Genomic DNA, 14,342 nt, shown 5'->3' on the forward strand with positions numbered 1-14,342 from the left:
ACTATGTCAAAGAGAAATAAAATCATTTATTGGATTGCAACAATCTGGCTTTCATTGGGAATGGTTTCGACCGGAATTGTTCAATTGATTCCCATAGAAGAAGAAGTGGATATGATGGCGCATCTGGGTTATCCGCTTTATTTTTTAACGATTATCGGTGTCTGGAAACTGCTCGGAGTTGTCGCAGTACTTATTCCCAGGTTTCCATTGGTAAAAGAATGGGCCTATGCGGGATTTTTCTTTGTCATGTCAGGCGCGGTGTGCTCGCATATTGCGGCCGGCGACGCTGCGAAAGATTTTTTCGGGCCGGTATTGTTAATTGTTCTGACCTTCGTGTCCTGGTATTTCCGGCCTTCGGACAGGAAACTGGTCACTTTAAACTAACAGCCGGAATTAGAACATAAATTACAACTACTTTAACCAGAAATATTCGTGCTTATTCGTGCATTAGTGGCAATACAAAGCCACGAATACACGAATAAGCACGAATGAATTAGACTAGAAAAATGAAAAACGATAAAAAACAATTGTCCGAAGACCAGGCTGCCATGCTGCTGGAAACATTGAAAGCGCGTTTCGAAAAAAACAAAAACCGCCACAAAGGTATTGACTGGGTGAAAGTTCAGGAAAAGCTGGAAGCCAGCCCCGAAAAGTTATGGATACTGGATGAAATGGAAGTTACCGGTGGTGAGCCGGATGTCATCGGATACGATCAAAAAGCCGGGCATTATATCTTTTGCGATTGTGCAACCGAAAGTCCGAAAGAACGCAGAAGCCTGTGCTACGACCGTGCTGCCTGGGAAGCCAGAAAAGCCAATAAACCGGAAAATACAGCGATGGATGTGGCGGCGGAAATGGGTATCGAGATTCTGAATGAGGAACAATACAATGAATTACAGCAGCTTGGCGAGTTCGACCTGAAAACTTCCAGCTGGTTGCAAACACCTGCTAACGTCAGAAAGCTGGGAGGCGCTATCTTCGGTGACCGCCGTTTCGGCAGGGTTTTCATCTATCACAACGGCGCCGACTCCTACTACGCCGCCAGAGGCTTCCGCGGCCTGCTGAAAGTATAACGAAGAATACCACCACCCAACCACCTCGAACCACCTCGAACTACTTAGAACGATAGCTACCAATAACTAACCCCTGCCAACTTAATCCTGTAACAGCGACCGGATTACGCGGCAGGGATTCCCGGCTGCGAACACATCCGCAGGAATATCTTTCGTAACAACACTCCCTGCCCCGATAATGGTACGGTCGCCGATCGTTACGCCCGGATTGATCACTGCGCTGCCTCCTACCCACACATCCTCCCCGATCGTGATCGGCTTGGCGAATTCCACGCCCGACGCCCTTGTAACAGGATCAATAGGATGCGTGGCAGTATAAATCTGAACGTTGGGGCCAAAAAGGGTCCTGCTGCCGATCCTGACATAGGTAACATCCAGCACTACACAATTGAAATTAAAGAATACCCTGTCGCCAAAGATGATATTACTCCCGTAATCGCAGTAAAACGGGGGCTGCAGCCACAGATCTGTACCGGCGTTGGGAATGAGTTGCTTCAATAGGTCAGCTCTTTTTTCGGGCTCATCTTCGCGGCCGTTATTTAGTTCCAGCAGCAGCAGGCGCGTCCGCGTTCTTTCCTCTGTTAGCTCAGGATCAAGAGCGATGTACAACGCTCCGTCCAGCATTTTTTGCTTTTCTGTTTTCATGCCTTAATAATAGCAATAATTCAGGAAGGATCGACCGGGGCCGCATCCTTCCTGAAAACTGCGCTAACGATTAATTGCCCGGTAATGTCAGCAGTTAGCTCCTCCGTCCACGGTAAAGATCCCGCCGGTTGAGAACCCGCTTTCCGGATCAGCGAGATAGGCAACAAGAGCCGCGATTTGAGCGGGCTTACCATAAGCGGGGATCGCCATCAGGTTACGCTGAAAATCGGCATGTTCAGAATTTTCCGGGTTCATATCCGTGTTTGTAGATCCGGGCTGCACCAGGTTGACGGTAATCCCTCTGCCCCCCAAATCCCTCGCAAGCCCTTTTGTAAGCCCGACAAGCGCCGACTTGCTCATCGAATAGAGTGTTCCGCCAGCCGCCGGCACCTTATCTGCCATATTGCTGCCGATGGTAATAATCCGCCCGGATTGCTCCATTTTCTGCGACGCAAACAAACAAGCCTCCACAACAGCGCCGACATTGACCGCCATTGTCTGGTCATAATCCTCCATGATATGTTGCTCAAACGGCTTTCCGATGTAAATACCCGCATTGTTCACGACAATATCCAGCTTGCCCCAGTTGGCAACAACCTGCTTCATCGCAGCACTGATTTCGCCTCTTTTTGCACTATCCGCCTGGAAAGCAGTCACCGTGAATCCGGCCTGACCAAGGTTACCGACCAGCGCCTCCGCTTTCTCCTTTCCATTTACATAAGTGAATGCAACTTTGGCACCTTCGCTGGCAAGACGTTCCACGACTGCCGCGCCAATCCCCCTGCTTCCGCCTGTTACAAAAGCAACTTTGTGATCCAATTTTTTCATTTGTTTGATTTAAAAATTTACTGTGCAAAACTAGATTTAACTACCTAGATTTGTAAGTACTGATAAGATTGTTAAGTACTTACACAAATGTTAGTATGAGAAAAGAGAGCTCAACAAACCTGGAAAACGAAACACTCATTAACGCGAATTGCGGCATTGCTTACGCGATCAACCTGATCGGTGGCCGGTGGAAAGTACCAGTCATGGCGCGGCTGATGCGCGGAACCATGCGTTACAACGAGCTGAGAAAAGACCTGCCGATGGTTTCGGAAAGGATTCTGATCCTGCAACTTAGAGAAATGGAAAAAGACGGGCTCATTAGCCGGAAGGTATATCCGGAAGTCCCGCCGAAAGTAGAGTACAGCCTTACCACGCTCGGTCTGAGCCTGGGCCCGGTGTTCGATTATTTGTCAGAATGGGGAGAGAAGAACCGGCCCGATTGAGGAGATTTTCTTCTTAATGCCTTTCTTTTGAGAATGTCATTTAAATCTTTGACCTAAAATCTATGTCCCGCAGGTATATGATGTTAATCAAAAAAATCCTTTGTCTGGTAGTCGTTTTCGTAAGTCTGGAAAATATTTCCCTCGCTCAGAAATCACCGCTCCGGGTGCTGATCGTCGACGGCCAGAACAATCACGAGCAGTGGCCGAAAATCACGGCTATGATGAAATACGATCTGGAACAGACTAAAAAATTTAAGGTAGATATCCAGCGTACCCGCTACACCTGGCAAGGCGATAAATGGGTAGCGCAGTACCCGGTAAAAGGTGGCCCTGAAACCCAGGCATTTAAAGAGCCCAGAATGGATTCCGCATTTCACCCCAAGTTTTCAAACTACGATGTGGTGATCTGTAATTTTGGCTGGAATGCTGCGCCCTGGTCGGCGGCGGCACAGCAGGATTTTGAAAAGTTCATGAAAAACGGCGGCGGACTTGTCGTAATCCATGCTGCTAATAATTCCTTCCCGAAATGGCCCGCTTATAATCAGATGATCGGGCTGGGCGGTTGGGGAGATCGCACTGAAAAAGACGGTCCCTATGTTTATTATGACCAAAACAATAAGCTGATCCGCGATACCCAACCGGGAAAAGCAGGCTCACACGGCGCGCAGGCTGAATTTGTAATTACAGTAAGAGATCCGAAACACCCGATCACGAACGGAATGCCGGAAAAATGGCTGCACAGCAAAGATGAGCTGTACGATCGCCTTCGCGGGCCAGCTGAAAACATGCAGGTACTTGCCACTGCATTTTCTCCGAAAAGCAATAACGGCACCGACCGCAATGAGCCGATGCTGATGACAATCCAATACGGAAAAGGCCGGATTTTCCATATGGCACTGGGCCACGCAGATTATTCGGTGGAATGCGCCGGATTTATCACTTGTCTGCTGCGCGGCACGCAATGGGCGGCTACCGGCAAGGTCGACATTCCTATACCGAAGGATTTCCCGACTGAAACTCAGGTAAGTCAGCGAAAGTTCGAGCAATAGGACACAAAAGAAGAGGATCTGACTGGTTCAGATCCTCTTCTTTTTTTATTAAATCAGCGATTTAGAAAAGCAGCAACTTTCGGCTGACGACCCCTTTTTTAGTCTGAATGCGTACCAGCAAAATGCCGGCAGGCGCGTGCAACAGGCTGAATGTACTTTTGTCTGAAACAGCCCAAACACGGCCCGTAAGATCGAAAACAGTCACTTTCTCTATTATTTCCTCCGTTTTAATATGAGCCTGCCGCATGTCATCCGCCCAGACGATCAGGTCTGATTGAGCCGTCATAAACCTGACCGCCTGTATCCGTGAATGTTCTGTTTTTCCGTCAAAATCAACCTGCCGCAGACGATAGTAATTGATGCCGGGAACGGGACTATTGTCTGCGAAACGGTAATCTTTCGTAGCGGCCACCGTTCCATAACCTTCACGGAATCCGATATCCTGCCAATTTAAACCGTTAGTACTCCGCTCGATATGAAACCCGGCATTATCAATTTCGGAGGCGGTGCGCCATTGCAACTGAACAGCAGACCCAACCTGCTTCGCTTCAAATGCTGCCAGATCGACTGGTAAAGTGACATCATACACCAGCCTGATCGCATTGTCCGAATAATCAATCCGCCAGCGATTGCTTCCCGTTATTGTGGCAAAGGTGCCGGAAATTGCACTGGCACTCAGGATAATTACCTCATCGCCGTCAGCTGGAATATAGTTGGTGCTCAATTTCAATGTGCCTCCCAGGGTAGCTGTGCCGAGCACTTCGATCTGATCGTAGTCCACACCTGCCACGCCCGGACCATTGATCTCAATATCCGTAATGCTATTGCTAAAATCCTTTGCCTCATCGAAAGTCAGTTTGCCGGGCGAATAACCCGGCGACAATGTTCCGCCTGCGTTCGAAAATCCGGCCGCAGCAATCCGGCCCGAGGCCTTGAAAATACCATTCGCATTATTGCTGAAATCCCCTGTTCCCTGCCGGGTAATCAGGTCTGCGATTGCGACAATACCTCCGATCGTGACCGTACCGGCATTTGCGAAAATATTATCTTCCAGGAAGATCCCCTGAGCAGCATTGTCGACCCTGATAACTCCGCCTGCATTATTTTCAAAAGCCGCCTGGTTTCTGATTCCATAGGTTCCGACATGCGTTTTCGAACCAATCGTAACCGATGCCGCATTGGTAAAAGTGCCATTAAAATTGCGTAGTCCCGCCGCAGTGGTACGGTCGATATGAATGTGGCCTTCTTCATTATTTATAAAAGCGGCCTCATTAAAAATCCCGTGGACACCCACATTTTCCAAACCTCCGATGGTAATCAACGCATGGTTTGTAAACGTGCCGCCGGAACCATACAATCCCGTGTCCGTAGTTCGGTCGATGCGGATATGGCCGGAATTGTGGTTGAACGTAGCGCGGTTTACCAGCCCGTAGCGGCCTGCTGAGGCTTCTTCGCCGATGGTTATGTCGGCTTCATTGGTAAATGTGCCGGCCGGAACCGACAATCCAATATCCGTGGAATGATCTATCCGGATATGTCCGCCGGCTGAATTGGTGAAGGACGTGTGCGTTTCTATTCCCACCTCGCCCACCGAGGCAACTGCCCCGAGCGTGATCTCGCCCTCGTTGGTAATGCCGGAATTGTTGGCCTTCTGAAAAATCCCTCCCTTATTCGCCCGGTCAATGCGCAGCGAGCCGCTTCCCAGGTTTTGGAAAACAGCGCTGTTCAGGATTCCATAGTCGCCCACACTTTCATTTGCTCCAAACACCAGCGCACCGGCATTCGCAAAAGTCCCGATAACATTCGCCATCGCATTGGATGTACTGCGATCGACGCGGATGATACCGCCGGCGTTGTTTTGAACGTTACCCCTGCTTTCGATCCCTGAGGGGCCGACAGGCGCAGCTGAGCCAATGACAATATCGGCGTTATTGTTAAAAGTGCGGAACGTAAAAATCGCATTCAATGTCGACCGGTCGATCCGAAGCTCTCCACGGGCATTGTTTTCGCCCGTATTATTTGTAAATGTACCACCATTATACAAGCCATATTTTCCTACGCCCGCGATCGAGCCGATCGTAATCTGCCCGCTATTATCGAGGGTTCCGTTGGTGATACTAATCCCTTCCGCAGCCGTGCGGTCGATCCGGAGGACCGCGGCCGGCACGTTTTCGAATCGGGCAGCACCTACCACAGATAGTCCCGCGTGACCGCCGACGGCATTGCCGCCAATCGCTACTTTTCCTGCATTTTTTAAATTTCCGGCTAAATGGTAGAATCCGACGCCAGCTGAACCGCCTGAGATATTATCAATCCGGATATCGCCGTTTGTATTGTTATCGAAAGCCGCCTCCGTCCAGATTCCATATCTGCCCACACTTCCTTTTCCGCCGATCACGATTAATGAAGCATTACTGATGCTGCCGGAAATATGGTGCAGCGCCATGTTTGCATTCCGGTCGATGTGGATTTCCCCGTTTTCAATGTTCTGGACAACAGCAACATTTTCAAAACCGGTTTTGCCGCCATTCGTGGCCTCACCAATAAAGATCTTGCCCTTATTCACAAACGTTCCGGCTGCATTGCGAATACCAAAATCATTTACCTGATCAATATGCAGCGCCCCGTCGGGATTATTGATAAATCCGCCCCAAACCGCCAGACCGGTACTTCCTGCGCTTTGGACATTCCCGATTTTGATCTCTGCATCATTAATAAATTGCCCCGAGGCCTGGTAAACAGCGTTTTCGCTCGCTCCGTTGACCTGAATATCGCCTCCCGGATTGTTATTGAATGCTGACAGATTTTCAATTCCCGTCTTGCCCACAGTCTGTTCTGCACCGATGACGATTGTACCTGAATTATTGAGTGTTGCCTGAATCGATTTGCTTTCGTCGGCATTATTCATCAAAGCCCGAAGTGCAGAACGATTTATAGAAATCTGACTATTAACACTGTTAGTAAATATGGCATCGTTCCAGATGCCGTGATTACCAACACTTTCCTCTCTCCCGATTTTTATCACTCCCTCATTCGTAAACGTTCCGGCTGCATTGTAGATACCAGTGTCCTCGGACCAGTCCACACTAACCTGTCCGCCTGATTTGTTAACTATATTACCCTGATTTACGATACCATAACTACCTACACTCCCCACAGATCCCAAAACGATCAAGCCGCTGTTATTTATTTCTCCCAAATTATTGAACCCGGCCGTAAAATCGAGCGGTGAAGCCCCCGATTCCAGCGAACGGTACAATGCGCTGCCGTTGATCGTCAGTTTCGCCCCGGTATTGAGGGTAAGTGAAGTATTTTTTTCAATGAGAACCGATTTGGCCGCAGCCGCAATCTGATCGCCTATTACAGGTTTCCTTTCAACAGCCGGAACCGTTACATCATCCCCTGCTGTGGGCACGCTGCCATCCTGCCAGTTACCTGCATTTGCCCAATCGCCGGACACATTGCCAGTCCAGATATCCGCCGCAGTTACAAATTCCGTGAACACAACCGGATTACCCGAATACGCACTTTCGCAGGCCGGAAGCGATTTTACCCGTGCTTTTAAATGGTAACTGCCAACTGCGAGGTTGCTAAATGCGTTGCTGTCAAACCAGTTATCGCCATTATCAACGCTATATTCAAGTTCATCTTCCGAAGTCGCGTTGATCACGATCGAGCCGGTTGTTACCGGATAAGACGGCACTGTGACAGTCGGCGCGGCGAATACGGGCGGAATGCAGCATTTCGTCAGCGTAAGTTGCCACGGAAGTATCCGAACGCATTCATTTTCTTCATCCTCAACCCTGACAAAAAGAGCTTGAATACCTTCTGCCGAATTTTCGGTCGGGGTAAAAGAATTGGCTGTCGCATCAAATGTTCCGGCAGAAGTAGTTGCTTCTGCATCTGCGAAAATGCCCGTTATTTTCAATGCTGGCCCGTTACCTGTTTCAAATGCATCGACCAATGTTTCGCAGGTAGAAGTCAAGCCGGGAAGTAAAACGATTCCATGGTTCGTAACGCTTGGTATCGGGTTGCTTTTCGGAAACGAAATGACCCCGTTGTTGAGCAGTGTGCCGCTATTCAAATGCATATCCAGGGCAGTTAAAACCACGGATCCATTGTTCGTAAAAGTGCCTCTGTTATCGATATTACTGAGGATGAAAAGCTGCCCGCAGACCGCATTCGTCAGGGTCCCAATGCTTTGCAGACTTTCTGTCCCCTCTGCATTTCCCAAAGTAAGCTGCCCGGAATTCAGGATCGTACCCGGATTGTAAAGTCCCTCCATTTTCAGGCTCGCTCCATCCGCGATGGTGAGCGTTACATTTGCGGTCAGTTCCACGGTATGGGCCGCTGCCGTCCCGTCACCGATTACCGGCATATTTTCTGTTTCCGGGATCAGTACAAGGTTCTGCGGTCCCGGAACGGCCGTCGGCGACCAGTTGCACGGACTATTCCAGTCAGAACTTACCGCGCCGGTCCACGTGATAGCGCCCGTCGTAGTCACGGGCTGACAATCGTTTGTTCCGGTTCCTTTGATGGTAAACGTGTAACTGCCATTGATCACATCGTTGCTGTTAATGGTGATCGTAGCAGTTTTATCGCCGAGTGTCGTTGGGTCGAAACGTACCTCGAAAGTGCGATTTCCACCAGGAGATACTGAAAAGTTGTTGGGCTGCACCGTAATGGCGAAGTCCGGATCACCATTAATCGTCGCGTACGGGGGCCCGTCCAGCATCAGATCCGCAGAGCCGGCGTTTTCAATTGTAAAAGTGCGCATGATATGTCCCGCGTCAAAAAACTGTCCGCCGAAATCGGTATAATCAGCTGTGCGGGGCGAAGTATCTCCGTTCGGAATAATTTCATTGTTTCCTTTTATCAAAATTTCAGGCTCCGGTGTATTGTGCTGGAATGGTACCATTTGAATGCATTCCGCCCCGCTCAGCTTAATTTTTGCATAAAGTGTAATCACTTCATCAGGTAAGTCGCCCGGGACAAACGTGTTCGGGGCAGTGAATACACCCGCCGATTGCGTTCCTGCCTCATCCTGAAAAATCCCTCCGATCGTGGCATTGAAGTCGGTGCCATAAGTGAAAATCAGCGTCGATGTGGCATTTACGATCAATTGATTATTCGTAATATTACCAATCAGGCTTCCGTATTTAAGTATCCCATTGTTCGGAATTGGCGCTCCGTTATTACGCAATTGCCCGCCGATCAATAGGTAACCGTCGTTTTGAATATTACTAGTCTCCTGATTAATGACCCCTCCTGAAAACAACATGCTACCACAGATCTTGTTTTCCAGGGTTCCAGCTTCGGCGTTTGAAAATGCGGGCGACGAGCCCCTCGCCACAACTTTTGATGAATTAACAAATGAACCAGTATTCTGAATGCCCGTGTGGTCCGTGGCACCAGTGATTGTCAGACTCGCGTCGTTCGTGAATGAATTGTTATTAATGAAACCGATCACGCTAGTGTGATCGATCGTAATAGCTCCCGCCTTATTTTGAAAAATTCCGTTATTAACGAACGCATATTGTTTTACCGCCAACGTTTCGGCAATTGCAATCAATGCCTCATTGATAAACGTGCCGCCATTTGCGAGCCCCGTTGCATCCGCCCGTTCAATTGAAATTTTCCCTCCTGTTTTATTAGCAAAATTTCCGTTGTTATTCAGGCCAATATTGGGCATTGTCACAGAACCTATCCGGATTTCGCCCTCGTTGGTAAAAGTGCCTCCATTATCCACGCCGTAGTAAGTTGCCGTCTCGATCTGAATCGTACCACCTGCGTTATTGGTAAAAGTACCTGTGTTGTCGATACCATAACTTATCAACCCCCACGGCCCCTGCGGACCTTCTTTTTCAATAGTGATTTCACCGGAATTCGTAAATGTCCCATTGTCGTTCACTATTCCTGAACCATCCGAACCAGTGGAATTATGGATAGCGGTATTTCCTGTTACATTATTATTGAAAATACCCTGATTGACAATACCATATGACCCCTCGTGTAACGTGATTTTTCCATTATTCTCGACCGTACCCACATTCGAAAAAGGCGCGGCCTTCCCCAGGATCAAGTCCGTGCCTTTCACCGTGAGATCCCCTCCTTCGTTGACAGTCAGACTGGCTCCGCTTTGGACATATATGCTTTTGGCGAATGCATCTCCTTCAATCATCGGTTGATTATCTGACGGGTTGATAACCGTTCTTGACAACGCATCGGGTACGCCGTTTGACCAGTTAGCTGCATCGGACCAGCTTGTGCCCACATTACCCGTCCATTGTGTTTCCCGGGCTGCATAACTGAACCCGACCATATACGTGCAAGCACTCCCCCCAAGCGTGATTTTTGCATACATCGTAATACTGGTTCCCGAAAAGTAATTGGGTACAAAGGTGTTGGGTGCAGTAAATTGGCCCGCTGATTGAGTGCCTGCTTCATCTAAATAAATACCTTCTACATTTCCAGTAAACCCGCCTCCATATTCGAAAATATCTGGCTCGGCAGTTTGGTTTACGGAGATTTGATTGTTTGTCAGATTGCCTGCGAAGACGGCGGTACGCAGCACGCCGTCGTTGATAAATGTTCCATCGCTGTTAATTCTGGTAGTCATATACAACAGCCCCTTGTTCGTAACCGTTTTGGAACTATTATTCGTTAAGTCGCCCCGATAAATGTATACCCTGCCGCATGGTTCAATGGTAAATGAAGCATTGTTTACGATAGCATTGTTGCCGGGACTAAAAACTCCGCCCATCATGATTTGCCCGGCTGTACTGAAAGTCCCATTATTATTAATTCCCGCAACCGTCGCTAACCCAAAATTGATAACTCCGCCTGCTTTGTTGTCAAAAGCCGCGTCGTTCCAGATCGCATTTCTTCCAGCCTTTTCCACATCCCCGGCTTCTATCCCGCCTTCGTTACTGAAACTCCCGGACGCATTAAAAATCGCCGATTCGGTTGAACGACTGATTTTTATACTGCCCGTGACCGCATTCGAAAATGTGCCCTGGTTTACAATGCCATAATCGCCCACGCTGCCGGTGGCGCCAAGTTTGATTTCGCCCCGATTGACCACCGTACCCAGGTTGTTCAGTGCGGCGGTAATGTCTGATGGGGTATTATACAATTCGGAATCGTCGATCGCCAGCGTTCCCGTGGCTTCAATAGTCAAAGTCGCCTCCGCCTGTACGAGCAATGATTTGGCCCTCGCATTAACCCCCGCCGCGATCACCGGAGATGTATTTACCGCAGCAATCACCGCCGGCTGACCTCCTTGCGGAACGCCTGAGGTCCAGTTCCCGGCATCGTCCCAGGCCGAGCTCACGGCGCCAGTCCACGTGGTACTTACGGCAATGGTAGTTTCGGTAATAAAAGTGCATCCGGCCCCTCCATCCATCAAAACCTTCGCATATAGCAGCTGGCCCTGGGTAATCGGTGATGCCGGTACAAACGTATTGGGCGCAGTAAAAACGCCGGCAGATTGTGTCGCCGCTTCATCGGTAAATATGCCTTCGATCGTACCTGAAAATGCCGGACCGTAAGAAAATAGCAATGACGCTTCGTGAACGATGATCAGCTGATTATTGACAATATTTCCGGCGACGTTATCGGGATTCAGGACACCGTTATTGGTAAATGTCCCATTGTTTGTCAATGTGCTTTTGACCCGTACTAATCCACTGTTGACTACTGTTGCGGCCGTTTCATTGGCCAGATTGCCTCTAAATACCAATAACTGGGCACACGCTGCATTCGTCAGCGCTCCCTTGTTTTCCACCCCGTTTGAACCCACATCCGCAACACCGCCTATCGTAACCTTCCCTGCATTATCGAAAGTATTGCTGTTGTTCATCAACCCGCGCAAAGTGGACCGGTCGACGGTTATCATGCCGTCCGTATTATTTAAAAAAGCCCCGTCGTTCCAGATTCCGTGAAAACCGACCGGCTCTGCACTCCCTATATTGATTTCTCCTTCGTTCGCAAAGTCGCCCGACACGACATACAAACCAGTATCGGTGGTGCGGTCGATGCGAATTACCCCGTCGGGTTGATTTGTAAAAGCGCCCTGATTAGTGATGCCGTAGGCCCCTACCCCAGCCTCCGAGCCTATCACGAGCGTACCGCCATTGGTGACGGTGCCCAGGTTATTCAATGTTGAGCTGGCAGCGAATGGCGTAGTATAATCTGCTGATCCATTGAGTGTGAGGCTACTTCCATTCTCGATTAGCAAAGAAGCCCCTACTTCCACAAGCACCGATTTGGCCGATGCTGAGGCGCTGCCCGAGATCGTGGGCGCGTGGGCAGCAGCGGGAATAATGACCGCATCGTCGGAACCGGGCACGCCATCCAACCAGTTTGCTGCTTTGTTCCAGTCCTGGTCAGTAGCGCCCGTCCAGGTAGTCTGGCCGAAGGCATATCCGGTCGTAAGTATCCAAATTGGCAAAATGAGCAGCAGCCGTCGTGTCATGCCCTGCATGGTTTCCGCGGGTTCAAGTATAGTTTGTTTCATTCCGTTGATTTTTAAATAACACCTAAACCAGGCCCCGGGCGGCGTGCCCAGAACCTGGCGATGAATGCCGTAATTGGCTTAACTATTTAACGCTGAGTAAATAATGTCATTAAGGCTGTGCATACTGCGCTACGTCTTCGACCCGGAATTTGTTTAGTTCCACGATCGTCGCGTCGGGCCGCATCAGCGGGGGAATGGATTGAAGTACCTGCTCTTTGCTATCGAAATCGTAGATAAACCACATTTTGTGGACGCCATCCTTGCAGCCCCAATGTGCTTTGGAAATGATGTGGGAACCGGAGCTCAGGAAAACATTGATAACATGCATACAATCCGAAACCTTCTCGGAATGCGGGATTTCAACCAGGTAAGTCGGCATATTTTTGAGGTTTTAAAGGTTTGTGATTATTATTTTTAAAAATTCAGATACCGGACCATCGCCTTCCGGGCGCAAGTACATGTGGTTTCATGGCTTATTTTGAATGACTGAATTAGTGAATGACCGAATGAATGGTACGCCGTGAAACGGGGAATAATTGAGCCGTCGTGGAGCGATCTGAGCTTCGGCTGAATAGCCAGAACTGTGTTAAAAGTTTCGAACAACTTCGAACCTGCGAACCCAATTCCAAACCACCCCAAGTTGCAAACCTAATTCCGACCAACTCCGAACCATCCCGAACTACCTCCACCCCCATCAGAGCAGCAAATACCGCTTTTTGCAGATTTCGCATTCATAGTCATTTGGTTTTAAAGTTCCCAGAGATACTATTCCGGCGATCCGGCTGGCCAGGGATTTTTTATCAGACACAATCAGATTGCCCCCGCATACTGTGCAGCGGATACCGAAAATGTTTCTGGTAATTGTGATTTTATCCAGGTCAATCAGTGCCATAGCTTTCCCAAATGTGGCTTTGGTTTAGCTATCGGTCAAAAATTTGGGACGAACGTGCGCAGTGCGGGACGAATTGCAGCATGTTTGGGATATCGGGCCCTGAATCCCTGAAGGGACTTTATACCAGACTTGGAAAAAACCCCTACCAGGGGTTTGTGGCCTAAATCCCAACAACCCGCAACAATTCTTCGCGATGTGATTTTCCTATCGGGACTTTTATTCCCTGAACTGATATCTCGGTTGGAAAAATATCTTCGATCAGGTTGATGTTCACAGAAAACCGACGGTGTACCCGCACGAAAACCGCTGGATCCAGCAGCTCTATGAAGTCATTGATCGTTGACCGTACCACAATTTTTTTCTGCGAAGACAAGTGAAGCAGCACATAATTGGCTTCACTTTCAAGATAAAGCAGCTCTTCGAAAAATATTTTCCTGAAAACATAACCGTCCTTGACGAACATGAAATTCCTGTGCTGGCCGGCTGAGGACCTGGCGGGCTTGACTTCCGCCGAAGTATTCGTAAAATTATTGAAAGCAATCTCGATCGCGGCGTACAATTCTTCTTTTGTGAACGGTTTGACAATGTATGCATGCGGTTTTACGCTTTTGGCACGGTCAATCGTCTCGATATCGCTGTTGGCAGTGAGAAAAATAAATGGCAGCTTGTAAGATTCGTTCAGCTTTCCGGCCACATCGAAACCATCTTTTCGCCCTGCCAGCTGAATGTCAAGCAGTAGCAGGTCCGGCTTTTCGGTTTCGATCAGATCTATTGCTTCGGTGTAATTAATTGCCGGTCCGCAGTGCGCATAGCCCAGCTCCTCGAGCGTATTCAGGATAGTACGGGCAATGACCAGTTCATCTTCTACTACACCGATTTTTAAAGCTGTCATGA

The 14,342-nt window shown here is 49.0% G+C and carries 10 protein-coding genes; 4 read left to right on the plus strand and 6 right to left on the minus strand.

The window, feature by feature from the left end; translation table 11 throughout:
• The first annotated feature begins 3 nt into the window (after positions 1 to 3).
• Both FXO21_RS26470 and FXO21_RS26475 read left to right on the plus strand, forming a co-directional pair.
• Positions 4 to 384 carry a DoxX family protein gene (locus FXO21_RS26470; protein WP_149642910.1) on the plus strand — a complete coding sequence of 127 codons (381 nt, stop codon included), beginning with the start codon at positions 4 to 6 and terminating at the stop codon, positions 382 to 384.
• Positions 385 to 506: 122 nt separating this feature from the next.
• Complete coding sequence (locus FXO21_RS26475) at positions 507 to 1,073, plus strand: DUF4256 domain-containing protein (protein WP_149642911.1); 567 nt, start codon at positions 507 to 509, stop codon at positions 1,071 to 1,073.
• 81 nt (positions 1,074 to 1,154) lie between these two features.
• On the opposite strand, the gene FXO21_RS26480 is transcribed toward FXO21_RS26475, so the two are convergent.
• Together FXO21_RS26480 and FXO21_RS26485 are read right to left on the minus strand one after the other, a co-directional pair.
• Complete coding sequence (locus FXO21_RS26480; RefSeq protein WP_149642912.1) at positions 1,155 to 1,718, minus strand: maltose acetyltransferase domain-containing protein; 564 nt, start codon at positions 1,716 to 1,718, stop codon at positions 1,155 to 1,157.
• 87 nt (positions 1,719 to 1,805) lie between these two features.
• The gene (locus tag FXO21_RS26485; protein ID WP_149642913.1) at positions 1,806 to 2,546 is read right to left on the minus strand and encodes an SDR family NAD(P)-dependent oxidoreductase; all 741 of its coding nucleotides are present in this window, start codon (positions 2,544 to 2,546) and stop codon (positions 1,806 to 1,808) included.
• A 95-nt stretch (positions 2,547 to 2,641) separates the two neighbouring features.
• On the opposite strand from FXO21_RS26485, the gene FXO21_RS26490 reads away from it, so the two are divergent.
• A complete protein-coding gene (locus FXO21_RS26490; protein ID WP_149642914.1) occupies positions 2,642 to 2,989 on the plus strand; it encodes a winged helix-turn-helix transcriptional regulator in 348 nt (115 codons plus the stop codon).
• A gap of 77 nt (positions 2,990 to 3,066) precedes the next feature.
• Positions 3,067 to 4,038, plus strand: a complete 972-nt coding sequence (locus FXO21_RS26495; RefSeq protein ID WP_409014811.1) for a ThuA domain-containing protein — start codon at positions 3,067 to 3,069, stop codon at positions 4,036 to 4,038.
• Positions 4,039 to 4,099: 61 nt separating this feature from the next.
• On the opposite strand, the gene FXO21_RS26500 is transcribed toward FXO21_RS26495, so the two are convergent.
• From FXO21_RS26500 to FXO21_RS26515, 4 genes are all read right to left on the minus strand, one after another.
• The gene (locus FXO21_RS26500) at positions 4,100 to 12,556 is read right to left on the minus strand and encodes a choice-of-anchor D domain-containing protein (RefSeq protein ID WP_149642915.1); all 8,457 of its coding nucleotides are present in this window, start codon (positions 12,554 to 12,556) and stop codon (positions 4,100 to 4,102) included.
• A gap of 109 nt (positions 12,557 to 12,665) precedes the next feature.
• The gene (locus FXO21_RS26505) at positions 12,666 to 12,935 is read right to left on the minus strand and encodes a hypothetical protein (RefSeq protein WP_149642916.1); all 270 of its coding nucleotides are present in this window, start codon (positions 12,933 to 12,935) and stop codon (positions 12,666 to 12,668) included.
• Between the two features lie 315 nt (positions 12,936 to 13,250).
• Positions 13,251 to 13,448 (minus strand): hypothetical protein, encoded by a 198-nt coding sequence (locus FXO21_RS26510; protein WP_149642917.1) that lies wholly within the window; start codon positions 13,446 to 13,448, stop codon positions 13,251 to 13,253.
• Positions 13,449 to 13,608: 160 nt separating this feature from the next.
• Positions 13,609 to 14,340: a LytR/AlgR family response regulator transcription factor gene (locus FXO21_RS26515; protein ID WP_149642918.1), complete on the minus strand. Its 732-nt coding sequence runs from the start codon at positions 14,338 to 14,340 to the stop codon at positions 13,609 to 13,611.
• Positions 14,341 to 14,342: the final 2 nt, after the last annotated feature.

The sequence above is a fragment of the Dyadobacter sp. UC 10 genome (genome assembly GCF_008369915.1).
Lineage (GTDB): Bacteria > Bacteroidota > Bacteroidia > Cytophagales > Spirosomataceae > Dyadobacter.

Bases quoted from the DNA above. Each gene is read 5' to 3' on its own strand.
- FXO21_RS26495 (WP_409014811.1), top strand. From the start codon at position 3,067: ATGATGTTAATCAAAAAAATCCTTTGTCTGGTAGTCGTTTTCGTAAGT.
- FXO21_RS26475 (WP_149642911.1), top strand. From the start codon at position 507: ATGAAAAACGATAAAAAACAATTGTCCGAAGACCAGGCTGCCATGCTG.
- FXO21_RS26500 (WP_149642915.1), bottom strand. From the start codon at position 12,556: ATGAAACAAACTATACTTGAACCCGCGGAAACCATGCAGGGCATGACA.
- FXO21_RS26470 (WP_149642910.1), top strand. From the start codon at position 4: ATGTCAAAGAGAAATAAAATCATTTATTGGATTGCAACAATCTGGCTT.
- FXO21_RS26505 (WP_149642916.1), bottom strand. From the start codon at position 12,935: ATGCCGACTTACCTGGTTGAAATCCCGCATTCCGAGAAGGTTTCGGAT.
- FXO21_RS26510 (WP_149642917.1), bottom strand. From the start codon at position 13,448: ATGGCACTGATTGACCTGGATAAAATCACAATTACCAGAAACATTTTC.
- FXO21_RS26480 (WP_149642912.1), bottom strand. From the start codon at position 1,718: ATGAAAACAGAAAAGCAAAAAATGCTGGACGGAGCGTTGTACATCGCT.
- FXO21_RS26515 (WP_149642918.1), bottom strand. From the start codon at position 14,340: ATGACAGCTTTAAAAATCGGTGTAGTAGAAGATGAACTGGTCATTGCC.
- FXO21_RS26485 (WP_149642913.1), bottom strand. From the start codon at position 2,546: ATGAAAAAATTGGATCACAAAGTTGCTTTTGTAACAGGCGGAAGCAGG.
- FXO21_RS26490 (WP_149642914.1), top strand. From the start codon at position 2,642: ATGAGAAAAGAGAGCTCAACAAACCTGGAAAACGAAACACTCATTAAC.